Source organism: Streptomyces sp. NPDC104096, assembly GCF_055584385.1.
In genome coordinates this window covers 53,988-79,914 of record NZ_JBVJMD010000001.1, presented here as the reverse complement: position 1 = coordinate 79,914, position 25,927 = coordinate 53,988, and the positions used below count along the sequence as shown (strand labels likewise).

24 protein-coding genes are annotated in these 25,927 nt (G+C 68.8%); 12 read left to right on the top strand and 12 right to left on the bottom strand.

The window, feature by feature from the left end:
* Positions 1-39: 39 nt before the first annotated feature.
* Together ACZ60B_RS00405 and ACZ60B_RS00400 are read left to right on the top strand one after the other, a co-directional pair.
* Positions 40-1,371, top strand: a complete 1,332-nt coding sequence (locus tag ACZ60B_RS00405) for a PE-PGRS family protein (RefSeq protein ID WP_469382951.1) — start codon at positions 40-42, stop codon at positions 1,369-1,371.
* A 26-nt stretch (positions 1,372-1,397) separates the two neighbouring features.
* Positions 1,398-1,976, top strand: a complete 579-nt coding sequence (locus ACZ60B_RS00400) for a hypothetical protein (protein ID WP_469382950.1) — start codon at positions 1,398-1,400, stop codon at positions 1,974-1,976.
* Between the two features lie 97 nt (positions 1,977-2,073).
* Here the strand turns inward: ACZ60B_RS00400 and ACZ60B_RS00395 are convergent, their stop codons facing one another.
* Genes ACZ60B_RS00395 through ACZ60B_RS00385 form a run of 3 tightly spaced genes read right to left on the bottom strand, consistent with a single transcriptional unit; the run spans position 2,074 to position 5,112 of the window.
* Entirely contained in the window at positions 2,074-2,703 is a 630-nt protein-coding gene (locus ACZ60B_RS00395; protein WP_469382948.1) for a hypothetical protein, read from the bottom strand.
* A gap of 35 nt (positions 2,704-2,738) precedes the next feature.
* The gene (locus tag ACZ60B_RS00390; RefSeq protein ID WP_469382947.1) at positions 2,739-4,727 is read right to left on the bottom strand and encodes a DUF6571 family protein; all 1,989 of its coding nucleotides are present in this window, start codon (positions 4,725-4,727) and stop codon (positions 2,739-2,741) included.
* A 52-nt stretch (positions 4,728-4,779) separates the two neighbouring features.
* Positions 4,780-5,112, bottom strand: coding sequence for a hypothetical protein (locus tag ACZ60B_RS00385; protein WP_469382946.1), 333 nt, complete (start codon positions 5,110-5,112; stop codon positions 4,780-4,782).
* Positions 5,113-5,254: 142 nt separating this feature from the next.
* Between ACZ60B_RS00385 and ACZ60B_RS00380 the strand changes: the two genes are divergently transcribed.
* From ACZ60B_RS00380 to ACZ60B_RS00350, 7 genes are all read left to right on the top strand, one after another.
* The gene (locus tag ACZ60B_RS00380) at positions 5,255-5,722 is read left to right on the top strand and encodes a hypothetical protein (RefSeq protein ID WP_469382945.1); all 468 of its coding nucleotides are present in this window, start codon (positions 5,255-5,257) and stop codon (positions 5,720-5,722) included.
* Between the two features lie 127 nt (positions 5,723-5,849).
* Positions 5,850-6,218, top strand: a complete 369-nt coding sequence (locus tag ACZ60B_RS00375) for a hypothetical protein (protein ID WP_469382944.1) — start codon at positions 5,850-5,852, stop codon at positions 6,216-6,218.
* Positions 6,218-7,717, top strand: coding sequence for a C2 family cysteine protease (locus ACZ60B_RS00370; RefSeq protein ID WP_469382942.1), 1,500 nt, complete (start codon positions 6,218-6,220; stop codon positions 7,715-7,717). Before ACZ60B_RS00375 ends, ACZ60B_RS00370 begins: the two co-directional genes overlap by 1 nt.
* Positions 7,718-7,736: 19 nt before the next feature.
* The gene (locus ACZ60B_RS00365; protein ID WP_469382941.1) at positions 7,737-8,081 is read left to right on the top strand and encodes a hypothetical protein; all 345 of its coding nucleotides are present in this window, start codon (positions 7,737-7,739) and stop codon (positions 8,079-8,081) included.
* Positions 8,062-8,829, top strand: coding sequence for a hypothetical protein (locus tag ACZ60B_RS00360; protein ID WP_469382939.1), 768 nt, complete (start codon positions 8,062-8,064; stop codon positions 8,827-8,829). The genes ACZ60B_RS00365 and ACZ60B_RS00360 overlap by 20 nt, the downstream gene beginning before the upstream one ends.
* A 174-nt stretch (positions 8,830-9,003) precedes the next feature.
* Positions 9,004-9,684: a hypothetical protein gene (locus ACZ60B_RS00355; RefSeq protein WP_469382937.1), complete on the top strand. Its 681-nt coding sequence runs from the start codon at positions 9,004-9,006 to the stop codon at positions 9,682-9,684.
* A gap of 137 nt (positions 9,685-9,821) precedes the next feature.
* Positions 9,822-11,252 (top strand): PE-PGRS family protein, encoded by a 1,431-nt coding sequence (locus ACZ60B_RS00350; protein ID WP_469383531.1) that lies wholly within the window; start codon positions 9,822-9,824, stop codon positions 11,250-11,252.
* Between the two features lie 7 nt (positions 11,253-11,259).
* Here the strand turns inward: ACZ60B_RS00350 and ACZ60B_RS00345 are convergent, their stop codons facing one another.
* The 5 genes from ACZ60B_RS00345 to ACZ60B_RS00325 all read right to left on the bottom strand — a co-directional run bounded on the left by ACZ60B_RS00345 (position 11,260) and on the right by ACZ60B_RS00325 (position 14,251).
* Positions 11,260-11,751, bottom strand: coding sequence for a hypothetical protein (locus tag ACZ60B_RS00345; protein WP_469382936.1), 492 nt, complete (start codon positions 11,749-11,751; stop codon positions 11,260-11,262).
* A gap of 122 nt (positions 11,752-11,873) precedes the next feature.
* Complete coding sequence (locus ACZ60B_RS00340; RefSeq protein WP_469382935.1) at positions 11,874-12,452, bottom strand: hypothetical protein; 579 nt, start codon at positions 12,450-12,452, stop codon at positions 11,874-11,876.
* A complete protein-coding gene (locus tag ACZ60B_RS00335; protein WP_469382934.1) occupies positions 12,442-13,077 on the bottom strand; it encodes a hypothetical protein in 636 nt (211 codons plus the stop codon). Before ACZ60B_RS00335 ends, ACZ60B_RS00340 begins: the two co-directional genes overlap by 11 nt.
* A gap of 24 nt (positions 13,078-13,101) precedes the next feature.
* Positions 13,102-13,941, bottom strand: a complete 840-nt coding sequence (locus tag ACZ60B_RS00330; RefSeq protein WP_469382933.1) for a hypothetical protein — start codon at positions 13,939-13,941, stop codon at positions 13,102-13,104.
* Positions 13,942-13,990: 49 nt separating this feature from the next.
* Positions 13,991-14,251, bottom strand: a complete 261-nt coding sequence (locus ACZ60B_RS00325; RefSeq protein WP_469382931.1) for a hypothetical protein — start codon at positions 14,249-14,251, stop codon at positions 13,991-13,993.
* 229 nt (positions 14,252-14,480) lie between these two features.
* On the opposite strand from ACZ60B_RS00325, the gene ACZ60B_RS00320 reads away from it, so the two are divergent.
* Positions 14,481-14,741: a WXG100 family type VII secretion target gene (locus tag ACZ60B_RS00320; RefSeq protein ID WP_152885541.1), complete on the top strand. Its 261-nt coding sequence runs from the start codon at positions 14,481-14,483 to the stop codon at positions 14,739-14,741.
* A 179-nt stretch (positions 14,742-14,920) separates the two neighbouring features.
* Here ACZ60B_RS00320 and ACZ60B_RS00315 read toward each other — a convergent pair whose 3' ends face one another.
* The 3 genes from ACZ60B_RS00315 to ACZ60B_RS00305 form a co-directional block, all read right to left on the bottom strand.
* Positions 14,921-19,510 carry an FtsK/SpoIIIE domain-containing protein gene (locus ACZ60B_RS00315; RefSeq protein ID WP_469382929.1) on the bottom strand — a complete coding sequence of 1,530 codons (4,590 nt, stop codon included), beginning with the start codon at positions 19,508-19,510 and terminating at the stop codon, positions 14,921-14,923.
* Between the two features lie 97 nt (positions 19,511-19,607).
* Positions 19,608-21,356, bottom strand: coding sequence for a serine/threonine-protein kinase (locus tag ACZ60B_RS00310; protein WP_469382928.1), 1,749 nt, complete (start codon positions 21,354-21,356; stop codon positions 19,608-19,610).
* Positions 21,357-21,436: 80 nt separating this feature from the next.
* On the bottom strand, positions 21,437-22,285 hold the full coding sequence (locus tag ACZ60B_RS00305; RefSeq protein WP_469382926.1) for a menaquinone biosynthetic enzyme MqnA/MqnD family protein: 849 nt from the start codon (positions 22,283-22,285) through the stop codon (positions 21,437-21,439).
* 297 nt (positions 22,286-22,582) lie between these two features.
* Between ACZ60B_RS00305 and ACZ60B_RS00300 the strand changes: the two genes are divergently transcribed.
* Both ACZ60B_RS00300 and ACZ60B_RS00295 read left to right on the top strand, forming a co-directional pair.
* Positions 22,583-22,786, top strand: coding sequence for a cold-shock protein (locus ACZ60B_RS00300; RefSeq protein ID WP_037627265.1), 204 nt, complete (start codon positions 22,583-22,585; stop codon positions 22,784-22,786).
* A 162-nt stretch (positions 22,787-22,948) separates the two neighbouring features.
* Positions 22,949-23,656, top strand: a complete 708-nt coding sequence (locus ACZ60B_RS00295; protein ID WP_469382923.1) for a class I SAM-dependent DNA methyltransferase — start codon at positions 22,949-22,951, stop codon at positions 23,654-23,656.
* A gap of 9 nt (positions 23,657-23,665) precedes the next feature.
* On the opposite strand, the gene ACZ60B_RS00290 is transcribed toward ACZ60B_RS00295, so the two are convergent.
* A complete protein-coding gene (locus ACZ60B_RS00290) occupies positions 23,666-25,588 on the bottom strand; it encodes an AMP-dependent synthetase/ligase (protein WP_469382922.1) in 1,923 nt (640 codons plus the stop codon).
* Positions 25,589-25,927 lie beyond the last annotated feature (339 nt).

Below are 25,927 nucleotides of genomic sequence, written 5' to 3'. Positions count from 1 at the left end.
CCGCAGCGAACAGACCTCACGCCATGGAGAACAGCCAGAATGCGCATGGTAAACCCCGACGATCTCGACCAGCTCGCCAAGCTTCTGGATGGGAGAGGCAGCCTGGCCAACAAACTCGACGAGGCCGTCACCCGGGCATCCGCTCTCGGCGTTACGGAGAAGTTGGCCCCTCTCAGACCGATGCGCTCGTGGGTTGCGGAGACAGCGCCCGACCTTCGCAAGCGAGCCAGTATGGCTCGAGAGGATCAAGTTTTTGTTCGCGGCCATCGGGAGACATACAGCGACTGGCTGACACGTATCGGGGCTCATTACCTGGCTGACGTCCCAGGCGGGGCACAAATCGGTGAAGATAACATCGAAAATTTCCTCAATGACGTCAGCGATGCCACAGGCGTGATCAAGATCGGCGGCACCACCCTTGTTTCTGGCGCCTCGCTGAGTAATGTCTTATTCAAAAACTCTTGGTACCACGGATCGCTCCGTCAAGGCATTGAATCTCCCTGGTGGAGAGCGGATGGCGCCAGTGCAGCCCGCTCACGGATCGGCACTGCTTTAGGGAAGTTTCCCGTCGGCGAACTTCGCTCTCTCAGCGCACCAGGCAGCTGGCTACCCGGACAGCTAGGAAATTACTTTTCCAGAAGCACGCTGTACCAAAACGTGAGCCAGATCCCCTTCACCACGTCCCAACGGGCCAATCTCTTCGCTCAAGCTTGGGACAGCTTTCGCTCCCTGCCGCTCGTACGCTCGACCATTGCCAGAAGCGCAATCGACTTCATCGTCGGATCTGATTCCCTGGCCGCGAAGTACGGCGGACAGACTCATTCAGGCGCATGGACCGCGCGCGCTGGCCACGCCAATCTTTTTAGGGTTTTTCGCACTGCCTCATACGTCCAGAAGTTGAGCAATTCTCGGCCTTCTGTAATCACTGCAGGAAAGACAGCCTCACCATTCCTTAAAGGGCTCGGCGCGGCCATCAGAACCGGCGGTTTTCTGCGTGTCGCAGGCATTGGAGCAGGCGCCTTCTCGACAGGTGTCAGCTTCGCTAATCTCTGGGCACAGGGAAATCCCATCAGTGCTTTCAAGGAAAAAGGTGCCGCCTATGTCGCCGATGTGGCGGAACCCTGCTTCAACGCCTCCTTGACATGGGCCATGGTGTCTCCTAACCCGATCAGCATTGGGGCGACAATCGGAACCGGCGTGATCTACGGGGGAGCAAAGGTCATCGAACATCGAGGCGAGATCAGGGAAATAATGAGACGATCTGCCCACTGGGCCGGAGAAAGAGTGTCGGAAACGGCATGCGGTCTTGCGAGCAGCGTCAAGAGTTCCGCTAGGGCCGCCAACCCCATGAACTGGTTTCAGGGCGCATGAAAATAATGACTTCAAGGAGAAGATACATGACGGGACTTCAGTTCGAGCTGCGCCCGTTCTCGCGCAAGGAAAAAAACAGCCGTAAAGCGTTCATCGGAGCTTTTGGGGAGGTGGCTGTTACCAAGGAGCGTCGACAACGATCGCTCCGGTCAGGATTCGATCAGTTGACGGTCAGCCTCCAGGGCAAGCTAATGCCGGAAATTGAGTACCGCACGGTCGGCCCGGGTCGTCCCACCCTGAGGAGCGCAAGGCTGAGCATCAACGGCCAATCGGTACCACTCACATTCAACAGTAAGGCCGTCCGCAACACCTCGAGATCTTTGAAATTCAGTTATCAAGACCGATCGTACGAATATTCCGTCATCGGCTTCGACAAGGGCTCTACTCTCAGTCGCCCCGGCGTAATCGTCACAGTGACCCGTGGAATCAGCACGGCAGGGAAGGGGATGAGCAGTTTCGGCACTGTGACCGGAGACGCTGACGCGCTCGACCTCGCCCTGTCTCTTATCTTCGAAGAGATCAATACAACAGAATTGACAACCTCCGGACTTGTATCAGATGTCCTGAACAAAATCCTCAACCCGCGTGCCGATGAACTGGGCTGATGCAGATTTCAGTCGTGGGTCGAGGCTTATCGGGCTGGCCAGGGAGGTTGGTCGCGACCGGTCAATGAACACGTCACATCCAGAACAGGCTCGCATCTCAGCCCGGTAGCTTGGACGGGAGGTCGCACTCTGCCTCTTTGTGGGCGTATTGACCGAATGCCGTAGCCAGACGGATGAGCTTCTCTCGGACTTCGTTGTCCGATCCTTGAAGGCCCTTCAAAGCGTGAGCGAATATCGTCAGGTCGTGGGGTTGCTTGGTATTGGTCTCGCTGCTGTAGCACGGGACGTAGATCGCGGCCAGGTCCGACGTCGAGACACCCTTGATGCCGGCGCTGAAGTAGGTGACCTTTCCGGAGGTCGGGGGCAGTTCTTGCTCGGCCCATTGCTTCCAGGGCATGGCGACACCCATCTCGGCGTGCAGGTTGAGGAGGCGTTGGTCGTCGTCACCCATGGCCGAACAGGTTCCGCTGTAAGTCTCGTCCGGGTCGGGGTTCGATGTCATGACGAAGTCGTACTGCGCGGCTTGAGGCAGTACGGACTTGAAGATGTCGACTGCCGCCTGCCGGTCCGGCAGGTTGGGGCAGATATCGTCAGCCTTGATCTCGCCGCGCGCACCCGAGAAGGCACCGAGGAGGTAGGCCAGAACAACGGAGATGGCGACAACAGCGATCCCGCCGACGCAGCCGATGGTTCTGCGGTGAATTCTATTGCCGCTCGATCCTGTCAAGGCCCATCACCCATTCGTTTGTCGCGGCGGAGCAATTACTGTGCCGCAGCTTCGCTGTTCGATACCAGAGAATCCGCGTCCCGGAACCCCCTGCCCGCCGCGTGGCCGGCCTTGGATTCGTCCTCCTCGGATCCAGTGGCGGCCTTGACGGACTCTTGGGTGGTCAGTATGGCTGAGTCTTCGACCTGTCCCATATTTTGTACGTTCTTGTAGACTTCCTGCTTCAGCCCGTCCCCGTCGCCACCGAAGCCGTCGAGGATGCCGTTGAAGATCTCCCCCGATGCTGTGCCGGCCAGGCCGCCTGCCACCACTCCACCGGGGCCCGTGAAGGGGGCTGTGGCAATAGCCGTCGCGCTTCCGACCAAAGAGCCACCCCAAGTACTCACGTGATCCTTCCAGGCATTGTCTCGCGCATCCGCCTCCAGGTCGTCCTTGTCCGCCTGGAAATGCTGCCCGGCACCGATCACACCCTGGAACAGGCCGGTCTCGTAAGCAAGTTCGTTGATGGTGTCCCTGGTGTTCTGCGGGTAGGCGCCGGGGTGCTGCACCTGCGCCTCCATCAGCGCGGCAGCGTATACGTGCTGGGATACGTTGAGCCGGTCGTAGCCTTCCTTGTTGCGGGCCACCGTATGCAGGAATCGCGCAGCATCGTATTTCTGTATCTGAGCGACGGCTCCCGTGACCGGGAAGAGCTTGGCTCCATTCGCCTTGTCGGAATCCAGCGCCCGATGGAGATCCGGCATGTATTCAGCCGATATGTTCGCGAAGCTGTCCGACATGAAAGCGTGGCTGCGCAGCCGGTCCTGGTCCTCGGAGACCGACTTCACCAGGGCGCTGAACAGATCGGCCTGGTCCTTGGAGTGCTTGGTGTCCTCTGCCGTGGCCTGTTCTCCGGGGCGGTGGCCGGTGGTGGCTGCTTCGAGGGCGTGGCCCATCGAGTTCAGTCCGGTCACGCTCTCCTTTCCCGGCATGCTGTCGTTCGGCCACTTGCGTTCTTCGAAGAGGTACTTGAAGTTCGACTCCGCCTTGCCGTCTTCGCCCTTCTGCTCGGCGGTGAAGAACGCGGTGGCTGCGTCGGGGCTGTTCGCGAGGGCCTTCATGTAACCGGTGAGCGGGTCGGTGCCGCGGTCGTTGCCCAGGTGGTTGACGTGTTCCTCGGTGCCCCAGCCGGTTCCGTAGAGCTGGCCGGCTTCCTCCAGCACCCGTCTGTCTTCCTTGATGAGCGCCGTTCCGTAGTCCTCGAGGAACTTGTCGTCGTAGTCGCCGTAGCGCATCAGGTTGCTCATGATGACGAACCCCTCGGGGCCTGCGCTGCCGCTGTGGGGGGAGGGACCGAAGTCCCGGATCGGTTCGTCGCCGATCGCGACCATGTCCTTCTTCCACTTGGTCATGGCCGGCGAGTCGGAGTTGGTCGCGGCGGCGACCGTGAGGCACAGGTTCTTCTGCATCTCGTCCAGCTCGTCGGCGCGCTGGAAGTCCGAGGTCTGCCCGTATCCGTCCGGGTGCCCGAGACCTCTCAGGTCGCTCCAGAGCCGCAGTGTCTTCTTCGCGCCCAGGGCGCCCACGAGCTTCTCGGCGAAGGGGTATTCGTCGTAGTTCGCGGCGAGGAGCGCGTTCAGCTCGTCGAACTCCTGCGGGGAGAGGTCCTGGGGGTCCTTCTTCGCCAGCTCGGTCGCACGCTTGGCGTCGCGGACGGCCTCGGCGTTGGCAGCGCGGGTCACCCGAGCCTCGTCGATCCGGACCATCCCCTTGAAGCCCGGGTAGGGGTCGTTCTCCATGTTCATGGCCAAGTGGTGGCGGCGGTTCAGCATGGGGAGCTCGTCGCGGGCCCAGGCCGCCACCTTCAGTACGTCGCCGAGTTCCGTGACGCCGATGCCGTAGTAGGCGAGCTGAGTCTTGTAGTAGGCGGCCCGGCTCTGCAGGGTCTCCTGGTCCTGTCGTACGGAGTCGATCGTGTGCTTGAGTGCGTCCGGGTCTATGCCCGAGAAGACGCCTGGGCTGCCTCCGCCTTCGTCCGCGCGCATGCCTTACCCATCCCCGTTCGTTTCGGTTGCGCCGGTCTGCTCGGTCCTCGCCTCAGTACATGCGCCTGTTCCGGTTCATGGACGTGGCTTCCTCGGCTGTGACCTTCTCCGGCATGGTGTCGATCTCACGTTGGATGTCTTCGAGCACCTTGTCGATGCGAGTACGCACCACCTTGCGGTGGCCGGCCACCTCGCTGTGCCAGGTGTCGGCGTTCTTGCCGACCCACGATTTGGCGGAGTTCCGGCCGCCGTTGCCGACGTCCTTCTCCGCCTGCTTCAACGCGCCCACCAGATCGGCGCGTTCCCGTTGCAGGTCGTGTTTCAGCTCTTTGAGCCGCTCCCGCTCCGGGTTGTCCACCTTCGGCGTGTCCCCGTCGGTTGCCATGGTCCTCCCCTCGACCGGATGCACCCTACCGAGCCGCTGTATGAGCGGCAGCAAATCCCAGGCTGCCAGCTGAATTCGATCGCTTGGCCGAATGAGTAGCCGTACTCAGGACAAGTGCCGGACCCACTCGCAGAATCAAGCCATGCATCAGCATCAGCAGCCTCAGACGGCACCGGCCCTGCAGATCGCTCGTTCCTCGTTCCCGATCGCGCATCCGCGGGGCGGCTGGTACGCACTTCCCGGCGTACTGCTGGGGCTCGGTGTCGTGTGTGGTCTGTATGCCGTGGTGCAGTGGGGACAGGAAGCCGCGCAGGGCATCGGGACGCGCTCGGCCCGGTGGGTTCACGGGCTGGTCGAGCCGTGGAGGGAGATCGCCGTCTACGGTGACGGCAATTCCGCGCCGGACGGACCCCGGCACAGCGTCGGGACGGCCGCCCACCGCGCCGCAGTCGTGCACCACTCCACCGCTGCACTGCCGTTGACGTCTGCCGTCGTGCTGATTTCCGCGGCTTTGGTCTCGTTCGTCGTCATCGCGTCCGCACGTCGTCGCGGCCTTCGCGGCCCCGTTCGGGCCCGGCACCGCGATCGGTCGAATGTGGTGGCCCTGTAACGGTCGGAGGCACTTCCCGCTCGTCGGCTCATGGGTCGTAGGGCCCTCGTATGCTGCACAGCGATGTCGCCGGGAATCAGTTTCGGACATAGCCGAGCAGAAGCGGTCAACGGGGGAGGTGTGGCACATGGCGGTCACGGATGACGGTGGTGGCGGCGACGGCGCCGAACTGAAGCACCGGGCGGAGCAGTTGCGCGGGTGCGCGCGGGAGGCGCGGTCGCTCGCTCGTGAGTTGGGGCCGTATCTCGACGACGCGGTGAAGAAGGCCACACCGCGCGCGGCTTCGTCCCGTACGGGGGGCGGCAAGGGCGCGATCTGGCAGGGGCCGTTCGCCGACGAGTCCACCGCCACCCTTCAGCAGCGGCAGCGCAGCCTGAACCGGATGGGTACGGCACTGCTCGCGGACGCCACGCGCTGGGAGTCGCAGGCGGACGAGCTGGACCGACAGGCCAAGGAGAAGGACAAGGCCAAGTCGGCGGCGGGAGGCGGTCACTGATGGTGTTCAGGGGCTTCGACGCGACGGGACTCACGGCGCTCGCGAACCAGTTGGACGCGCTCTCCCAGAACTCCGGAAAGCTGCACTCCCGGCTCGCGACCGTTCTGACCACCGCCCAGCAGAACCTGCCCTCGGGGCAGAACGCCTCCCGGGACCCCGAGCTCCAGGACCTGGTCGGCGATGTGATCCCGATGCCGTCGCTCTTCGGCGTCGGCCGTCGGCGGCTGCCCGGTTCCCTCGGTGGCGAGCTCTCCGACATGCAGACGTCGATGAAGCACCGGATCAAGCAGCTGGAGGGCTTGCAGGAGCTGGAGAAGCGCGGCTACCCGGTCAACGACAGCATGGTCTTCCTGGACGAGTCGGCGCCGAACGCGCAGAAGATCGACGACGCGCTGCGCGACCTCCAGGCCCTGCAGGGCAAGGACTTCGGGATGGACGGCAACCGTGACGACCTGGAGAAGGTCTCCGGTGAGCTGGACGGTCTGACCGGGGCCGAGCTGGACGCGCTGATGACGAAGGCGTCCCCGAAGGATCTCGCCTTCTACAACCAGCTGGTCACCGACACGGACGACTCGGGCTGGAACCCCTTCGACGACAACGGCCTGCCCGAGGACAGACGGCGAGCCACCCTGGGCCTGATGCTGTCCAAGATCAGTCCGGAGAACGTGGGCAAGTTCCAGGCTGCCTTCCCCGGTACGCAGCCGACGTTCACCAACACGGGGGCGTACGAGAGCGGCGGCAACAACCAGAACGGCCAGACCAACAACGGCATCCACTGGGCGCCGCCCTCCGACCCGCTGTTCCAGGACGGGGTGTCGGCCGACGACGTCAACCAGAACCAGTTCGGCGACTGCTGGTACGTCGCCTCGCTGGCCGGCCTGGCGCAGAAGGACCCCAAGTTCGTGCAGGACGGGATCAGGCAGAACCCGAACGGCACCGTGAGCGTCCGGGTCTGGGACAAGAGCGGCAACTACCAGTGGGTCACCATGACCGCCGACCTGCCGACCGACCAGAACGGCAACCCGATCAGCACGTACGGCAACGGCGAGACCTGGCCGGCGTACTACGAGAAGGCCTTCGCGTTGGTCTACTCGGACGACGGCGACGGCGAGCGCGGGTACGGCGGTATCGAGGGCGACGACCCGAAGAAGTCCGCCCCCTACCTGACCGGCAAGGAGGGTGACGACCTGGAGTCCGGCGGCTTCCTCGGCCTCGGCAAGCACGACGACAAGGACATCGGCTCGCTGAAGAAGGCCTTCGACTCCGGGAAGGTCGTCACCGTCTCCACGCCGGACGACGAGGACCTGGACAAGAACCACCCCAAGGAGTGGGGCAACACGTATCACAGCAACCACGCCTACTACGTGCGCGGCTTCACCGACGACGGGAAGATCATCCTGGGTAACCCCTGGGGCGTGAAGGGGTATCCGCCGATCACCGTGACGCAGGACCAATTCGACGAGTACTTCCAGGGACCCGAGGCGTTCGATGTCCCCTGAGGCCCGACAGGTGAGTGCAGTGACCGAGCCCGAACTCCAGCCGGAGCGACCGCACGTCAAGTACCCCTTCGAGTTCGACGGGCGCTGGGTGCTGCGCTACCACATTCCGTACACCGTCGAACACGAGGGCCGCACCCACCGGATCGTCGCGACGATCTTCGCGCAGCCCTCCGTGCACGGCCGGATCCAGGTCAGCAGCGAGGACGGGCCGGGCGTGGAGTACGACGACCTGGTCCCGGGCGCGGTCGTGGAGATCACCGGAGACACCTGGCGGGTCGCGGAGGTCGACTACCGCACCCGTGTGGTGCTGGAGCGGGCGAACGTCGGTGGGGAGGAGGGGACGAGTGCGGAGGGCATCGGGTAGCTGCGCTGTCGCGGCCGTCGCCGCTCTGCTGCTCTCGGGCTGCGCCGACACCGGAGGGGATCACGGCGACGGGGAACCGACCGCCGCACCCGCCCGGGACAGCGGACCGGTCTGCGTGGGCGCCGCCCCGGCCGCGGGCGGGCTGCATGTGCTGCGGGGCGGCGGCTTCCGGCTGCCCGGTGGCGGAGGCGTGCGGTACGAGACCGCGCACGCCGACGGCACGACCCGCAACGCCGTAGTGGGCGACGGAGCCCGGTACGAGGCGGGCCTGAAGCAGCAGGCCGTGCGGGCCGGACAGCGGATCGATGTCTCCGGGCACGCGTACACCGTCCGCCAGATCTGCTCCTACCGGGTCGTACTGGAGCCCGCGGCCGAGCGGGACAGGGCAGCCGCGGCCGCCGCTCCCGGTTCCCCGCGCCCGGTCGGCGGCGAGGCGGACGACGGCTTCTGCTTCACCACCAACCCGGCCGTGCTGGCCACGGCGGCGAAGGGCTTCCCGGCCCGGGGAGAGACCCTGTCGCTGCTCGACAACGGAGGCGTGCGGCGCTTCCCGACCGGCCTTTCGATCACCGTCTCGTACGTCGACACGAAGACGCGTACCGCGCGGCTGCGGGGCGACTGCGCGGCGGTCGCCGTGGCCGACTACGACAACGTCCGGGTCGGCGACACGGTCGAGTTCGCCGGAGTGCTGTTCACGGTGTCCGGGCTGACGGAACAGGCGGTACGGCTGAAGCGGACGTCGGCGTGATGGTGAGCGCGGTACGAGGACGGCAACGCCGACTGCATTGAATTGATGTGCCGAACCCGTCGGCCAGGCAACGGCGTTCAGCCTCGCGTCCGTGACGACGCAGGTCACCCGGAACGTCGTAGGGAGGGCGGTGCGACTATGGTCGGACCGCCCCCGACAACTGTGGAGAGACTCGTGTTCGGCAAGAGCAAGCACGTCGACGAACCTCCCGTCCCCGTACTTCCCTGGGCCGACGCCTGGGAGTTCGCCATCAGCGACGAGGAACGCCCCGCGACAGGTCAGCGCAAGCGGCCGGTGCTCGGAGTCCGCGCCTTCCGGATCCCGCACGGCGGAGGAACCCAACGGGTCAACGCCCCATGCGCCTTCTTCCCCCCACAGACGGCCCCGGAGGGGGGCACGCTGCGTCTGTACGAGGACGTGGACGGGCACACGCTGCTCTGTGCTGTCGACGAGCCGCAGAATGTCGACGGCGAACGCCGGCACAGCGTGCGGGACGGACAGGGCCAGGTCATCGGCACGATTCGCCGCCTCGCACCGCTCAAGCATGCGCTCAAGCCGACCTGGCGCATCGACCAGCCGGGACACCCTGAGATCGTGAGCAGCGCGGAATGGGCCAAGGGCGGCCCCAAGGAGATGGCCCGAATCGGCGCCGGGAAGGCCCTGCTCGGCGTCGTCCAGGCCGTCGCCGACATGGGTGCCGAAGGCGGCGACCAGCCTGGCAAGTCGCGCGTCCTGGAGTGGAAGGCGGACGGCGAACTGGTGCTGACTTCTGACAGTGACCGTCGGTTCCTGGTCAGAGCCGCATGGCTGGACCGCCGGCTCGTCTTCGCCTACGCCCTGCTGCGCACGCGCTGACGGCCTCCGTCTCTCCGGCCGTGAAGCAACTGTGATGCATCGCCGCGTCAGAACACCCTTCCGTATCATGTTGAGCCGGTCCCGACCAGTGCCGTAGAAGTGAGGGCCGCAGCTTCCTTGGGGGATGAAGCATGGTGATGAGGAATGTCAATCCAGACGACCTGGATCAGTTGGCGAAGCTTCTCGACGGCCGCGGTGGTGTGCAGGACAAGCTGGACGAGGCGTTCACCCGGGCATCGCGGCTCGGGGTCTCCAGCAAGCTCGCCTCGCTCAACCCCATGCGTTCATGGGTGAAGGACACGGCCCCCGATCTGCGCAAGCGGGCGGTCTACGCCCGGCTGGAGAGCGGGGATCCGGAGGCGGGGCTGCGCTGGGCGGGCTTCAGCGCCAAGGACATCGAGGCGTACAAGGGGCTCTCGCCGGACGAGATGCTGCTGGCCAACTCGGTGGCAGCCAGCGACGACCCGGGCGCCAATGTCTTCAAGCGCCGCCCGGACGAGTCCCTCGCCGACTACCTCGACCGGCTCAAGGCACACGCGATCTCGGAGATACCGGGGCTCCAGCCGCACGAGGAGACGATCGCCACCATGATCGGCCTCTACGGCGACTGGGGTGCCGTCACCACCGCCTCGGCGTTCGTCACCATCCAGGGCGCCTCGCTCACCAAGGTGCTGCTGGGCAACTCCCTGAAGGCCGGAGCCCTGCGCACCTGGAAAACGCGCCTGGGCGTGGTCCTGCGCGGGTCCGACAACGGACTCATACGCTCCGCCGGAAACGGCCTCATCAAGTGGACGCCGAAGATCCGCTCTCTGAGCGCGCCCGGCAGTTGGCTGCCCAGCCAGCTCGGCCGGATGTTCTCCGGCAGTTCCCTCTACCAGAACGCCAGCCGGGTCCCGCTGACCGCGGGTGTGCGCGGCGACCTCCTGGGTAACGCGTACAACTGGGTGCGCAGTACGCCTCTCATGCGCAGCTTCGGTGTCAACAACGCCATCGACTTCCTGGTCGGGTCGGATGACGTCGCCAAGATGTACGCCGGTTTCACGCACTCGGGCCAGCCCGTCGCCCGCGCCGGCAGCGCGAGTCTCGTCAAGGTGTTCACCAAGGCCGCGAACAGCCAGCGGTTCGCCAACTCGGTAGCAGAGGCCACGGACGCCGCACGCGGCGCCGGTGCCCTGCGTACGGGTCTCGGCGCCGCCGCCAAGACCGCCGGGTTCCTGCGTGGCGCGGGCATCGTCGGCGGTGTGGTGTCGACGGGGTTCAGCGCCGCCAACGTCATCTCGCAGGGCAATCCGGTCGAGGCATTCAAGCGCAACGGCGCTGGCTACGTCGCCGACGTCGCCGAGGTCGGCTTCAACGCCTCCCTCACCGCGGCCATGATCGCCCCCAACCCGATCACCATCGGCCTCGCCGTCGGCACGGGCCTCATCTACGGCGGCGCCAAGGTCGTCGAGCACTGGGACGACATCACGAAGGGGGCCGGCCAGGCGGCCGACTGGGTGGGCGACAAGGCGAGCGACCTGGGCAAGAGCATCGCCAAGTCGAAGGCGAATCCGATGAACTGGTTCTGACCGGCGGTCACGGTGTCCCTTCGTCCCGGCCCCTGCCGAAGAGGAAGTTCGCCGGGATCGCCAGCAGGGCGCCGCTGGTCGTCAGGGCGGACCTGTCGACCTCCTCCAGCACGATCGCGACGGCGAGATCCGTGGCGTCGGCCTCACCCTCGACCTTGCCGACCCGGGTGCCGCCGGCCTTGGGGATGTAGCGGCCCCGGTCGATGGTGACGGTGACGCCTTCCCGCTTGAGCTGGGCCTGCTTCATGGCACCGAGCGACGTGTAGGTGTAACGGCGGTCGCGGTACGTCATCTCCAGCCAGCGAGAGCCCCTGCGGACGCCCTTGACCTTGAGGTCCATCTGGACGAGCGTCTGGTCGACCTTCAGCCAGCCGCCGTCCAGCGAGGGGAGGACGCCGCTGCCTCCGCTGAACAAGGTCTCCGGAAACTGGTCGCCCTGCACGACTGCCTGCCGCAGGGGGCCATCAAGGGTCGTGCCGGACGGGCTGTACACCCTCACTCCGCCGAATTCTCCGACGGTCCCGGAATATCCGTTCGCGATCTGGCCGTCATGAACGGGCACCAGCTCGAATTCAAAACTCTTCGACATTCATTTTCCGCTCGGCGTGGGATTCCCTGAAGCTAGAACCAGTTCATGGGATTCGCTTTGGACCTGGCTACGCTCTTCCCCAAGTCCTTCGTCTTGCCACCGGCCCATTTGGTGACCTGCCCGGCACCTTTCTTGATGCCGTCCCAGTGCTCGACGACCTTGGCACCCGCGTACACCCCTCCAGTCACCACGGCAGCACCGATGGTGAATGGGTTGGGAGCGACCGTGGCAGCTGTCAGCGACGCATTGAACAGGGTCTCGCTCACGTCGCCGACGTACTTGGCCCCTTCGGTCCTGCTGCCGAAATGGCGTCTCGGATCCCCCTGGGTCCATACGTTGGCGCCGCTGTACACCGTGGCGAACACGCCACCGGCGACACCGGCGGCCCGCAGGGCTCCGCCCATCCTGCCCGCCACCCTGAAGCCTTCTCCAGCAGCGGCGAAGCGGCCCTTACCGAACAGCCGGGCGTCCTGGTAGACGCTTTTGCCGACCTTCCAGTAGCTGGCGTTTCCCGCACGGCCGGGGATCTTTCCGGCATGTGTCAGGCCGCCGTACATCCGCGCAAGCCTGTCCGAGCCGACCAGTCCATCAATGATCTTGTTACCGCTCATCCCGAACAGGAGGCGGTCGCCAGAAGATCTGCGACCCATATTTTCGGCCGTTCAGGTAGCCCTGGGGCACAGAGTTCCCCACCAAGATCTTGGTCAGGTTCGCCCCGTGGAAGGCGGCCAGGCCTCCGTGTCGGAGCGTGGACTTGACGTCGCCGATGTCGCCGAGGAGTTCGGCGATCTCCGGCTCGTACGGCTGGAGCGCCGGGATCCCGGCGATGCCGTGGGCCCTCATGCGGTCGACCCAGTCGTCCAGGGACTCCCCGTTCCTGCGCCGGAACGCGTCCGTGCGGGGGTCGTCGCCGACCGCCAGGGCGTTGGCCAGGAGGAGGACTCCGGGGGCCTTCAGATAGACGGCCGCCCTGGCGACGTCCTTCGCGTCGAACCCGGCCCACTTGAGGCCGGCCGTGAGGTCGCCGTCCTCCAGCCTCGCGATGGCGGCCCGTCGGCGCAGGTCCGAGGATGTGCCGGGGAGCCAGGTGCGCAGGGGCTTGAGGGGGGTCAGGTCCGCGGTCACGCCCAGGCGCGAGGCCCGGGTGAAGGCCTCGTCGAGCCTGTCCCGTACTCCGCTCCGGCCGTCGAGCAGTTTCGCGAGGTGGTCGAGGTCCTCGGGATTGACGTTCCTCATGTGCTGTGAGGTGGCAGCGGACTGCTACTCGGCTTCGATCAGGAGTTCTTCCTTGTCCGGGAGGAGGTCGGTGAGCTTCTCCCAGACCTCCGCGGAGTTGGAGAGGGTGAGGACGAGGGGGCTGTCCGGGGTGACCTGGCCGGGCATGATCGGCTCCTCGGGCTTCTCGCGGATCCAGTAGCCGAGGGGGCCGCAGTCCCAGACGGCGAGGGCGCGGATCATCGCGGAGCGCTCGCCGTCGTGGAGGCCGTCCCAGGCGGTGGTGACGCGCCAGGTGGCGTTGAGGGCGACGACCAGGTCGCGGAACTGCTCCAGGGCCGGGGACGTGAGGTTCGCGTCGGCCTCGACCAGGGCCTTGCCGACGGCGGCGAGGGTGGCGTCGTCGTCCGGGCCCGGCTCCTCCAGGGCGACGAACGCGGCGTCCAGCGCGGCCATCGTCGTCTCGATCCGGACCTCGGGGGCGCCCTCCTGCGGCTTCTCGCCGCGGTGCAGGTTGACCTTGCGGGCCAACTCCCAGACGAGGGTGTTGGGTTCGATGGAGACGTACTCGGACTCCTCCTCCCCCGGCCAGCCGTCGTGGGAGATGACGGCGTCCTGACCCACGACCACACCGTGGTTGACCGCGCCGTGCTCGCCGGTGACCTCCACCTGGATCATCACCATCGGGTCGGCGAGGGCGCCGAGCAGGTCCCGCAGCACGGGGGCCAGTTCGCCCTCCTCGCCGACCAGTCCGACGCGCTGGAGCTCGACCAGCGACTCCCACAGTTCCTCGGGGGGCGTCTCTCCGTCCAGGAGGTGGGCGAATACGGCGACATGGCGGTCGGCCAGCCGGAAACGGGCTCGGGAGCTGTCGTACGAGGGCACTGGTCTGGAATCCTCCCGTGAAACCGGCGGTGTCGCCGGCTCTCACCGCTTACTTCTTGTCGTCCTTCAGGTCCTTGGCGTCCTGCGTGCACCGATGCGCCTCGTCCCGCAGGGCCTTGGCGACCGTCCCGCACGTCGTGGTCCAGGTCTTGAGCCTGCCGCGCACGTCGTCCGCGTTCGGGCCGGACCAGGTCTTCATCCCGGTCGTGCTGTGGTTCCTGGCCGAGTCGACCAGTGAGTCGATGTGGTCGGCCAGGGACGTCAACTGGCTGGCCCGCTGGTTGAGTTCCTGTATGTCTGGATTCGCCATAGCAGTCTCCCCCGGTGTCTCAAGGGCCCCAGCATACTGGCGGCGCACGCTCGTTCCGAGTGAACCCCCTGGCCCGGAGGAACGGGATGAACGGGGGTGAACACGCTTCGTTCACCGGACGATCGCATCTTCGGCAGCTCTGGACGGGAACTGCGCATGGTGCGGTAGCGTCCACTGTTGCAAACGGACAGTCCGCTTGCTTCTGACGACTACACGGGGAGGATTCGCTATGGATCGCGGTGCAGATCTCGGACGGCTCCGGGAACTCTCCAAGCTCTATGCGCGCAAGGCCAACGACCTTCAGGCCCTGATCAAGGACCTCCAGGCGGCCACTGCCGACAGCACGGGCTTCTGGAAGGGTCCGAAGGCCGATCGCTTCCGTGACGACTGGCACGACGTGAAGCCCACCTTCGAGAAGTGGGTCGACACGCTGAACGACGCCAGCAAGTCGGCGAACACCAGCGCCGACAACATCGAGCGCGCCACCTGATTCCGGGCGAGCCGCGCGATTGTCGCGATGCATCGGGGCGCCCGGCCGGGGATCTGCGGATCCCGGGCCGGGCGCCCCGGTCGTTCACGGACACCACCCTTGAGACGGACACCCGCCCCCGAGGGTGACCCCCACCCTCAAGAGGGACGGGGACACCGCCCTCAAGGGGGCGGGGCCGCTCAGCCGTTCATGACGCCCTGCACCGGCATGAAGGAGCCGCCGGAGACGAACAGGCCGCTGCCGGCCGGACCGCCGCCGCTGTTGGCCGGCAGCCGGATGCCGAACAGCTCGCCCTCGGAGGGCGACTGCGGGGTCAGCAGCAGACCGTTGCGGGACTTGCGGGCCTCGACCGAGAAGCCGCGGTACTGGCCGGAGAGGCTGTCGGTCGCACCGGCGGCGAGCAGGCCGATGCCGCCGTCGGCTCCCTTGCGGACGACGGCTTCGAGGGCCTCGTCGAGGCGGGTGTCGTAGAGGAGTTCGGCGTCGTCGACCACGACGACGTAGGAGCCGTTCGGGGCGGCGGTCGTCAACTCCTCCAGATCGTCCTCACGGCTGTCGGCGTTGAGGAGGCCGAGGACACCGTCCCGTCCCGCCAGGTCGCGCAGCGGCGAGCGGCGCGGGGCGACCAGGACCACCGAGGTGCCCGAGCGCAGCAGTGACTCGGTCGCGGCCACCAGGAGGGTGGAGCGGCCGGACTTCGGGGGTCCGGCGATGACGAAGCCGGGGCCGTTCTCCTCCAGGTCGATGCCGATGGGGTGGAGTTCGTCGCCGCCGACGCCGACGAGGGCCCACAGGGGGGACGGCGCGGTGAAGTCCGGGTCCAGGGCGAGGGCCTCGGCCGCCGTGATGCGGGTCGGCAGGGCGTCCACGCGCAGCGGCCGGCGGGCGGCCGGGATGCGGCCGTGCCGGGTGTGCGCCTCCTCGGCGATCTCGCGCAGCGCCCTGACCTGGGCCTGGCCCGCCGGTTCGGGCGCGAGCAGGCCGATCTGGGTCTCGTCCACGCCGGTGTCGGTGATGCGCAGGGCGCGGCCGGGAGGCATGTTCTTCGGGACCTCGCGGGCCTGGAGGCCGGCCGTGGAGTAGTCGTTGGAGTCGGCGAAGCGCATGACCAGCCGGTCCGCGAAGGCGGAGGAGACATGGCCGCTGAGCCCGCTGCGGTCGGCCGTCATGACGACCTTCAGGCCCACCGCGGAGCCCTCACGGAAGATCCGCTGGGCCGCTTCGAGCAACTGGCCGTAGTTGTAGGCCTCGAAGGTGGAGGCGAAGCCCTCCCAGCTGTCCAGGAGCAGCACCATCCAGGGCAGGCGGTCCTCCGGGGCGGCCGAGGCGCGCTGTTCGGCGGCGCTCGACGCGCCTTCCAGCGCGAGGAGTTGCTGGCGCCGGGCGATCTCCGCCAGCAGCCGGTCGATGAGCCGGCGCACCCGGTCGGGCTCGTCACGGGTGACGACCGCGCCGACGTGCGGCAGCCGCATCAGGGGCAGCAGGGCGTTGGAGCCGCAGTCGATGCCGTAGACGTGCACGTCGCGCGGGGAGGTCGAGCGGGCCAGGGAGCCCGCGAGGGTGCGCAGGGCGGTGGAGCGGCCCGAGCGGGCGCCGCCCAGCAGCAGGGTGTGCTCGCCGTGCACCAGGTCCAGGGAGAGCGGCTTGCGGCTCTGCTTCGCGGGCAGGTCGATCAGACCGTACGGGACGGGGGCCACGTCCGCCTGCGTGGGGGCGCCCGCGGTCTCCGGTGTGCCGTACGACTCCAGTTCCGCCAGGGTCACCAGTTCCGCCAGCGGCGGCAGCCAGGGGCTGCGCTGCTCGCCGAAGCCCATCCGCTGCGCGCCGTCGCGCACCGCGTCGACGAGGACCGCGAGGTCGGTGACCATCGTGCCGTCGTCCTCGGCCTCCTCCCGCTTGGGCAGGGGGCGGGCGTAGGAGTTCCACTGCAACGGGATCAGCGTCGCCTTGGGACCCGTCTGCCCGGTGGCCGGGCGGCGGCCACCGATGCGGGCCGACTGCACGCCGACCAGGGACTGGGCGCCGGAGCGGACGTACATCCGGCCGGGGGTCGACTTCGCGATGGCGCCGGAGTCGGGGGCGTCGATGACGTCCGTGGACTCGGCGGCGTCCGTGACGCGCAGGGCGATACGGAGGTTGGTGTTGGCCCGGATGTCGGCGCTCACCACGCCCGCCGGGCGCTGGGTGGCCAGCACGAGGTGGACGCCGAGCGAGCGGCCTCGGCGGGCGATGTCGACCAACCCGACGATGAAGTCGGGGAGTTCGTTGACCAGGGACGCGAACTCATCGATGACCAGGACCAGTCGGGCCATCGGCTCCAGCTCGGGGCGGAGCTTGCGGGTGTCGTTGTAGTCCTCGATGTCCTTGGCGGCGGCGTCGAACAGGATCCGTTCGCGCCGGTGGAGTTCGGCGGCGAGCGAGGCCAGGGCCCGTTCGGTGAGGTGGGCGTCGAGGTCGCTGACCATGCCGACGGTGTGCGGCAGCCGGGCGCAGTCCATGAAGGCGCTGCCGCCCTTGTAGTCGATGAGGACGTAGTTCAGGGCGTCCGGCCGGTTGGCCATGGCCAGCGAGGCGATGATCGTCTGGAGGAGCTCCGACTTGCCGGCACCCGTCGTACCCGCGACCAGCGCGTGCGGGCCGTCGCGGCGGATGTCCAGGGTGAACGTGCCGTCCGCCGCGATGCCGACCGGCGCCGACGTCGTCGAGCCGCCCGCCCGCCAGATCCGCTCCACGTCCGCGCCGGTCGGGTCGGGCAGGCCGAGCAGGGTCAGCAGCCGGGCGGCGGTGGGCAGCGCGCTGTCGGCGTCGTCGCGGCTGACGTCGCGCACCGGCGCGAGGGAGCGGGCGAGCAGCTCGCACCACTCCGGGGTGACCTGGTCGGCGAGGATGTCGCCGACGCCCTCCATGCCGTAACCGCGGACGCGGACGTGGTGGGCGGCGTCCGGGGACCAGGCGACGACGGCCTTGCACTCCTCCGGGAGCAGCCGTTCGTCCTCGTCGATGCAGAGGGCGATGATGCCGTGCTGCGGTCCCTCGGTGAGGAGCTGGGGCACGCCCGGGACGCGGCGCAGCAGGCGGGCGCCGTCGAGGATCACGAGGATGTTCGGGTCCGGGTAGAGCTGGCCCATCATGTTGTTCTGCTCGCGGGCCGCCTTGCGCCGGGCGAGTTCGCCCAGCAGTTCGTTGACGCGGCGGGTGATGCCCTCGGAGTCGAAGCCGACCAGCGCGACACAGTCCTGGCCCTGGTCGGGGTCGGTGTGCGGCAGCCAGTGCGCCCAGTGCCAGTCGGCGCCGGCGGCCGGGGTGGCGGACAGGGAGACGAGGGAGAGGTCGCGGGGGCTGTGCAGGACGGCGGCCTGCACGCTCAGCCAGCGGGCGGTGGACAGCGCGCGGGTCCGGTCGCCGGCGATGCCGACGACGCCGAGCCGGGCGAAGGGCAGGGTGACCGGGACGTCGGGCAGGACGGGCGGTTCGGGGGTCTCCTCGTCGTACGAGGTGCCGCCGCGGCCCATGACCATCTCGACGTCGGAGGGCAGGCCGCCGACGCCGACGCGCAGTTGCATGGCGTCCGGGTCGGTGAGGCGGCGTTCCCACAGGCGGCGGCGCGGGCCGGTGGCGAACAGGAGGAGCTCGGCCGGGTCGGGGCTGTCCTCGCGGCGGCCGCGCTGCTCCTCCTTGGCGAGCTGGGCGAGTTCGGCCTGGTGCTCGGCGAGGTCCTTCTTGTACTGCTTGAGCGAGGTCTTGTGCTTCTTCTTGCCCTCGCGGTTCTCGCTGAACCACTGGCCGATCATCATCAGCGGGCTCATCGCGCAGAACAGCAGCATGTAGATCTGCTTGGTGACGAAGTACATGGTCAGCCCGAAGAGCATCGGGATGAAGGCCATGATGAACTGAAAGCGCGCCCGCTCGTTCTTCGACGGCGGCAGCGGTACGACGATGCGCCGCCGGGGCCGCAGCGGGTTCAGCCGGGGCGGACGGTTGTAGGCGAGGCCGCCCTCGCTCATCGCGGAGAGGTGGGCGTCCGGCTCGGCCACCCGGTCGAGCACGAGCAGCGAGTCGGCGACCCGGACGACACCGCCGAGCGGCCACGGGGTGCCGGTCGCGCCGCCCGCCTTGCCGACGGCCGCCGCCTTGGCTCCCTTCGCCCCCTTGGCTCCCTTGCCCGCTTTCTTCGCCGCCGCGGCCGTTCCCGCTCCACCGGCCGTCACCGGCTCGTCGTCGAGCAGGACCTCGGCCCCGCCCTCCGCGGCGAGCGTGGTGTTGCCCTGGAGGTCGACGGTCAGCCGCAGCGCGACCGGCGGCAGCGAAGGGTCGGGGAGGGACAGCGAACAGGTCGGCGCCGAGCCGACCGTGGCGACGCCGACGCCCAGCCGGACCACCCGTCCGGCGGCGGGACCGCCGGCCACTCTCAGCTCGTACTGCCCGACCGGCTCGCCCTTGCGCAGCAGCGGGCCTATCGCGTCGTCGACGGAGATGCGCATCCCGTCGCGCAGCACCCCGGCCGCCGGGGCCGCCGGGTCGCACAGCACACCGTCCGCCCACAGGGACAGCGCCCCGGTCACCGCCGTCCCGTAGCCGGGCGGCGGGGCCAGTGACGTACCGCGCATGGGTACGACGTTGCCCGGCATGCCGCCCGGTGGCCGGCCGGCCCGTCCTACGGCCGTCCCCAGCACCTCGGCGACATCGCCGGCCGTGGCCGTGTCGTCCGCAGTGACGACGACGTCCTGTGGCTCACCGCCTTCGTGCACGAGCGTGACCAGCATCCGCATGGTGGTCGTCCTCCCCGTCTTCGCTTCCGCAGACACAGTAGTGACAGCCGGGGCGTTGGGGAGCGACGGGGGAACGGCGGGGACAACAGCCGTTCCGCTACCCGACCTTCGACATACGGGCCACCGGGTTCCCCTCGGCCGAGCTGTCCGAGGTGTACGTCAAGTCGTCGCCGGAGGGGGAGAGTCGGACGGTGTGCGCGGCGGGGTTGCAGCCGTCGTGGTTGCCCTTGGCGCCCACGGAGGTCGCCACGATCTCCGTCGCCGTCACGGACTTCAGGGTGAGAATGTCGTTGCAGACCCCGCCGAACAGGTCCGTCTGTCGCACCCTGCCCAACTCCTGGCCCACGGCGACCTGTTGCACGGTGAGCCGGAAGGTGCCCATCGGCACGGTGCCGTCGAGACCGCTGCCCTGCCCCTCCCAGGTGCCGAGGTAGCGGGTGGGAACGGTGGCGGTCCCGGCGGGGGCCGACGCGCCGGTGGACGGCGTTCGCTCACCGGTGGGCGGTGTCGCGTGGCCGGTGGCGGCGGCCGAGTGGGAGCTGTCGCTGCTCGCCGACGTGTCGTGGCCGCCGTCCGGCAGCAGGTCGAGGACGAACACCGAGCCGACCGTCACCGCGGCCAGCGCCCCGGCCACCGCGAGGGCCAGCGTGCAGCTCACCCGCCGCCCCCGGCCGCGCTCCCCCGGAGCCGAGGTCGCCGCCACGGTCACGGAGACCTTGCCGGGACGGGGCGGGGACGACGGCGACGCGGCCGCGGGGGCGGTGTCCGGGTGGGCGTCGCGCGGGCCGGGCAGGGGCGGCGCTGCGGCCCCGGCCGCAGCCTGCTCGCCCGACGGCGTCCCGGGCGGCGGCATCACGGGCGGCGGCCCGAACCCGCCCGCCGCGGCCGGCGCCTCCACCGACGCGCTGCTGAAGCCCACCGGCCCGGACGGGACCGCCTCCGCGGCCTGGGCCGCCTCCAGGTTCAGCAGTCGTACGGCGCTGCGGCTGACCTGTTCGACCAGCGGGCCCGGCAGCCAGCCGCCCGACATCAGCCGGGCCGCGCCGTCCGGTGCGAGCCGCCGGGCCACCTCGCGGGGTGCCGGGCGGTCGCCCGGCGTCTTGGCCAGGCACGCCTGAGCCATCGCGCGCAGGTCGCCCTCCAGGTCGCCCAGGCGCGGCTCCTCGTGGACGACCTTGTAGAGCAGCGCGGCCGAGGAGTCCCCGGGGAACGGCGGCTCGCCGGTCGCCGCGTACGCCAGGACCGCGCCCAGCGAGAAGACGTCGGCGGCGCCGGTGACGCCGTCGCCGAGGATCTGCTCGGGCGCCATGTAACCGGGCGAGCCCACGGAGACACCGGTCGAGGTCAGCGAGGCGGTGCCGTCGGTCGCCCGGGCGATGCCGAAGTCGATGAGCAGGGGGCCGTCGAGGGTGAGCAGGACGTTCGACGGCTTCACGTCCCGGTGCACCAGGCCCAGGTCGTGCACCGCGGCCAGCGCCTCGGCGAGGCCCGCGGTCAGCGCCCGTACGGAGTGCGCGGGCAGCGGGCCGACGTCCGCCACCGCGGCCGCCAGGGACGGACCCGCCGCGTACGCGGTCGCCACCCAGGGGACCGGCGCGGACGGGTCCGCGTCCAGCACCGAGGCGGTCCAGGCGCCGCCGACCCGCCGGGCGGACTCGACCTCGCGCCGGAAGCGGGCGCGGAACTCCTCGTCGAGCGCGAGGTGCGGGTGCACGATCTTGACCGCCACCGTGCGGCCACCGGCGCTGCGGCCCAGGTAGACGCGGCCCATCCCGCCGGATCCGAGCCGGCCGAGCAGGCGGTAGGGCCCGACGGCAGTGGGCTCGTCGGCTGCGAGCGGCTGCATGACGTCCGCCTCTCCCCCGTAGGACACAGCAGCAGATTAGTGCGGAACCACCGCCGACGGCCCCTGCCGCCGCACGGGCGCTACGGCTGGAGGAGGTCCACCTTCACGTCCGCCGGGAAGCCGGTCGTCGGGCCGACGCGGCGGGCGAACTCGGTGACCGCCGCGAGCTGCGGGCCGCCGAAGCGGAAGTCGAGCGTGGTGAAGTACTGCTCCAGGACCCGCTCGTCGAAGGCCTCCCAGCGGGCCGCCTGCTCGGCGACCTTGCCGACCTCCTCCAGGGAGAGGTTGCGGGAGGCGAGGAACGCCTCGTGCACCTGACGCGTGATGGACGGCTCGCGCTCCAGGTAGTCCCGCCGGGCCGCCCAGACCGCGAAGACGAACGGCAGGCCCGTCCACTCCTTCCACAGCGCGCCCAGGTCGTGCACGGCGAGGCCGTAGCGCGGGCCGTCCAGCAGGTTGGCGCGCAGCGCCGCGTCGCCGATGAGGACCGCGGCATCCGCCTCCTGCATCATCAGGCTGAGGTCGGGCGGGCAGGTGTAGTACTCCGGCTGGACGCCGAAGCGGTCGGCCAGCAGCAGCTGGGCCAGGCGGACCGAGGTGCGCGAGGTCGAGCCGAGGGCGACCCGGCGGCCGTGGAGCCGGTCCAGCGGCACCTGGGAGACGATCACGCAGGACATCACCGGACCGTCGCAGCCGACGGCGATGTCCGGGAAGGCGACCAGGTCGTCCGCGTTCTTCAGGAACTCGACGAGGGTGATGGGCCCGATGTCGAGGTCGCCCTGCACCAGCTTCTCGCTGAGCTTCTCCGGGGTGTCCTTGGTCAGCTCGAAGTCGAGAAGCGTGCCTGTTCTCGCGAGGCCCCAGTACAGGGGCAGGCAGTTGAGGAACTGGATGTGGCCGACACGCGGCCGGGTGCGAGGAATGTCCACATCGGGAGGCTAGACCCTGGGGTGAGACGGTCCGCGGGCACCCCCCGGGGGCGCGATTTGTCAACCTCATCCGATCGGCTTCAAACGTCCGAGTGACGTGATCTTGACCTCTATTGCATTCGGCCTACCGCGTGCTAGGCTCGCCGCAAGTTGCAGTTTGGTTTCCCTTGCAGTACAGAGCCTGCGGAGCATGTGACCGCGGGCTCTAGTCGTTTTCAGACGTATGCAGTTGTGCGGCACAGTTTTCACACTTGCAGGTTCTGGAGCAGGGCGACCCTTTGGGCCCAAGGAGGGCTTATGGCTACCGGAACCGTGAAGTGGTTCAACGCCGAAAAGGGCTTTGGCTTCATCGCCCAGGAAGGCGGAGGCCCCGACGTCTTCGTCCACTACTCCGCGATCAACGCCAACGGTTTCCGTTCGCTCGAGGAGAACCAGTCGGTCTCCTTCGACGTGACCCAGGGCCCGAAGGGTCCGCAGGCGGAGAACGTCACCCCGCTCTAAGCCTTAGGCTCTTCGAGCCCGAAGCTTTGATTCGGATCAGATAGCAGTACCCAAGGAGCCCCGCGCCATCCGGCGACGGGGCTCCTGCCTTTGTCCGGAACACGCGCCCCGCCCGCGGCAGGCCGGCCCGCTTGTCAGTGGCACCCGCTACGGTGCCCGGCCATGACCTCCGAAGCCACCACACCGCCCGTGTCCGGCACCGGGACCGCCGCCGACTTCCTCGCCACCACCCGCACCTTCTACGACGCCATCGCCGAGGACTACGCCGACCGCTTCCGCGAGGAGCTCGTCGGCAGGCCGTTGGAGCGGGCGATCCTCGGCGCGTACGCCGAGCTCGTGGGCGACCGCGGTCCGGTGGCCGACCTCGGCTGCGGGCCCGGCCGGACCACGGGGCACCTCGCCCGGCTGGGGCTGTCGGTGTTCGGCCTCGACCTGTCCGAGTCGATGCTCGCCATCGCCCGCCGGGAGAATCCGGGACTGCGTTTCGAGCAGGGCTCGATGCTCGAACTGGACCTGCCCGACGGCGCGCTCGCCGGAGCGCTCTCCTGGTACTCGTCCATCCACACTCCGGTGGACCGGCTCCCCGACCTGTTCGCGGAGTTCCACCGCGTCCTGGCCCCCGGCGGCCATCTGCTCGTCGCCTTCCAGGTGGGCGACGAGCCGCGCCACCACGACCGGCCCTGGGGACACCCCGTGTCGCTGGACTTCCTGCGGCGGCGGCCCGAGCGGATCGCCGAGCTGCTGACGGAGGCCGGTTTCGTACTCCGCTCGCGGACGGTACGCGAACCCGACCCCGCGCTCCAGGAGTCGGTCCCGCAGGCCTTCCTCGTCGCCGACAAGCCTCGGGTGGCGGCGACTGTCTCGGAGTGACCGCGCCCCTCACCCCGGATACAGCCCCGCCACCTCGCGGGCGAAGTCCCGCATGATCGTCTCGCGGCGGAGTTTCATCGACGGGGTGAGGTGACCGGCCTCCTCCGTGAAGTCGACGGGGAGGACGGCGAAGCGGCGGACGGATTCCGGCCGGGAGACCATTCTGTTCGCCTCGTCCAGCGCGCGTTGCAGGATCATCCGCAACTCGTCGTCGTCGACGAGGAGTTCCGGCGGGACCGGATGCTTGCCGTGCATCCGGCGCCAGTGGGTGATGCCGTCCTGGTCGAGGGTGATCAGCGCCGTGACATAGGGGCGGGCGTCGCCCAGGAGCATGCACTGTGAGATCAGGGGGTGCGAGCGCAGCCAGTTCTCCATGGGGGCGGGTGCCACGCTCTTGCCGCCCGCCGTGATCAGCAGTTCCTTCTTGCGGCCGGTGATGGTGAGGTAGCCGTCGTCGTCGAGTTCGCCGAGGTCGCCCGTGGCGAGCCAGCCGTCCGGGGCGGCGGGGACGACACCGCCGGCCGCCGGGTCCCAGTAGCCGCGCAGCACATGGTCGCCGCCGAGCAGGATCTCGCCGTCGGCGGCGACCCGGACGCGGGTGCCGGGCAACGGCCAGCCCACGGTGCCCAGTCGGGGCCTGAGGGGCGGGGTCACCGTCGACGCTCCGGTGGTCTCCGTCAGCCCGTAGCCCTCGAAGATCTCGATGCCCGCGCCCGCGTAGAACGCGGCCAGACGGCGGCCGAGCGGGGAACCGCCGCAGATGGCGTGGCGGACCCGGCCGCCCATGGCGTTGCGGATGCGGCGGTAGACCAGGGGGTCGTAGAGGGCGCGGGCCGCCTTCAGGGCGGTGGACGGGCCGGGGCCGGTACCGGTCTGTCTGGCTTCCAGGGCCTCGCCGTAGCGGCGGGCCACGGCCGCCGCGCGGTCGAACGACGACAGCCGCCCGCCCTCCTCCGCCCGCGCGCGGGCGGTGTTGAAGATCTTCTCCAGCATGTACGGGATGGCCAGCAGGCAGGTCGGCCGGAACGCGGCCAGGTCCGGCAGCAGTTCCTGCGGCTTCAGGCTCGGCGCGTGGCCGAGGCGCACCCGGGCGCGGACGCAGGCGATCGCCACCATGCGGCCGAAGACATGGGACATGGGCAGGAAGAGCAGGACGGAGACCTCCTCCTTCGTCCCGGCCCGGAAGACCGGGTGGAGCAGTTCGATGGCGTTGTCGACCTCGGCGAAGAAGTTGCCGTGGGTGAGGACGCAGCCCTTGGGCCGGCCGGTGGTGCCCGAGGTGTAGATGACGGTGGCCAGGGTGTCGGGGACGAGCACTCCCCGCCGTACGGCCACCTCCTGGTCCGGCACCTCCTCGCCGGTCTCCGCCAGGCGGTCCAGCTGGCCCTTCTCGATCACCCACAGGTGTCGCAGGTCGGGCAGCCGCTCCAGTTCCGGGCCGAGCGCCGCCGCCTGGGCGGCCGTCTCGGTGACCAGGGCGACCGCGCCGGAGTCCTGGAGGATCCACCGGGTCTGGAAGACGGACGAGGTGGGGTAGACGGGGACGGTGACCAGGCCCGCGGCCCAGGCGGCGAAGTCGAGCAGCGTCCACTCGTAGCGGGTCCGGGCCATGACGGCGATGCGGTCGCCCGGCACCAGGCCCTCGGCGATCAGGCCCTTGGCCACCGCCTGCACCTCGGCCGCGAACCCGGCCGCCGTCACGTCCTGCCAGGGCCCGTCGCCCCCGGCCCGGCGGCTGAGGACGACGGCGTCCGGTGCCGCCTCGGCGTTGTCGAAGGGCAGGTCGGCGAGGGACCCGTGGGTCACCGGCGGGGCCAACGGCGGTACGTGCGCCTCCCGTACGGCACCGTTCAGCCGCCGTGTCTCGGGCTCCACGAGCCGTGGCCCTGCGGCGTCGGCGAACGCGGCGGAGGTCGGAAAGGGAGTGGACACGGGCGGCTCCTGTGGCGTGCGGCGATGAGGCCGCCGCTTGCGTTCGTACGCGCCTCGCGCGCCGAGGCGGTCACCGGCGAGGGCCCGCGAAGAGGGGGTTACCGGCGGTCAGGCAGGAAGCGTACGAGGCTCCTGTGATGAGGCTGTGCCGGTTACGGGTCGGTCCGGGGCCAGGGATGTGCAACATCGGCAAGGACGTGAGGAAGGTTCACGTCCGGTGTCCGACCGCGGGTTCTCCATGGGCGCCGAAGGCGTCTTCTCATCCCTCTCCCCCTCCCGACCTTGACTTACCTGCGGTAACCTTACTCCAGAGTCAGCATTTTGGACCCGAGCGGGGAG

Excerpts from the sequence above, each read along its gene's own strand:
- ACZ60B_RS00300 (WP_037627265.1), top strand. The coding sequence starts at position 22,583 with ATGGCTACCGGAACCGTGAAGTGGTTCAACGCCGAAAAGGGCTTTGGC.
- ACZ60B_RS00385 (WP_469382946.1), bottom strand. The coding sequence starts at position 5,112 with ATGGCAACCGACGGGGACACGCCGAAGGTGGACAACCCGGAGCGGGAG.
- ACZ60B_RS00405 (WP_469382951.1), top strand. The coding sequence starts at position 40 with ATGCGCATGGTAAACCCCGACGATCTCGACCAGCTCGCCAAGCTTCTG.
- ACZ60B_RS00400 (WP_469382950.1), top strand. The coding sequence starts at position 1,398 with ATGACGGGACTTCAGTTCGAGCTGCGCCCGTTCTCGCGCAAGGAAAAA.
- ACZ60B_RS00320 (WP_152885541.1), top strand. The coding sequence starts at position 14,481 with ATGGATCGCGGTGCAGATCTCGGACGGCTCCGGGAACTCTCCAAGCTC.
- ACZ60B_RS00380 (WP_469382945.1), top strand. The coding sequence starts at position 5,255 with ATGCATCAGCATCAGCAGCCTCAGACGGCACCGGCCCTGCAGATCGCT.
- ACZ60B_RS00340 (WP_469382935.1), bottom strand. The coding sequence starts at position 12,452 with ATGAGCGGTAACAAGATCATTGATGGACTGGTCGGCTCGGACAGGCTT.
- ACZ60B_RS00315 (WP_469382929.1), bottom strand. The coding sequence starts at position 19,510 with ATGCGGATGCTGGTCACGCTCGTGCACGAAGGCGGTGAGCCACAGGAC.
- ACZ60B_RS00295 (WP_469382923.1), top strand. The coding sequence starts at position 22,949 with ATGACCTCCGAAGCCACCACACCGCCCGTGTCCGGCACCGGGACCGCC.
- ACZ60B_RS00325 (WP_469382931.1), bottom strand. The coding sequence starts at position 14,251 with ATGGCGAATCCAGACATACAGGAACTCAACCAGCGGGCCAGCCAGTTG.
- ACZ60B_RS00390 (WP_469382947.1), bottom strand. The coding sequence starts at position 4,727 with ATGCGCGCGGACGAAGGCGGAGGCAGCCCAGGCGTCTTCTCGGGCATA.
- ACZ60B_RS00370 (WP_469382942.1), top strand. The coding sequence starts at position 6,218 with ATGGTGTTCAGGGGCTTCGACGCGACGGGACTCACGGCGCTCGCGAAC.
- ACZ60B_RS00375 (WP_469382944.1), top strand. The coding sequence starts at position 5,850 with ATGGCGGTCACGGATGACGGTGGTGGCGGCGACGGCGCCGAACTGAAG.
- ACZ60B_RS00350 (WP_469383531.1), top strand. The coding sequence starts at position 9,822 with ATGAGGAATGTCAATCCAGACGACCTGGATCAGTTGGCGAAGCTTCTC.
- ACZ60B_RS00335 (WP_469382934.1), bottom strand. The coding sequence starts at position 13,077 with ATGAGGAACGTCAATCCCGAGGACCTCGACCACCTCGCGAAACTGCTC.
- ACZ60B_RS00310 (WP_469382928.1), bottom strand. The coding sequence starts at position 21,356 with ATGCAGCCGCTCGCAGCCGACGAGCCCACTGCCGTCGGGCCCTACCGC.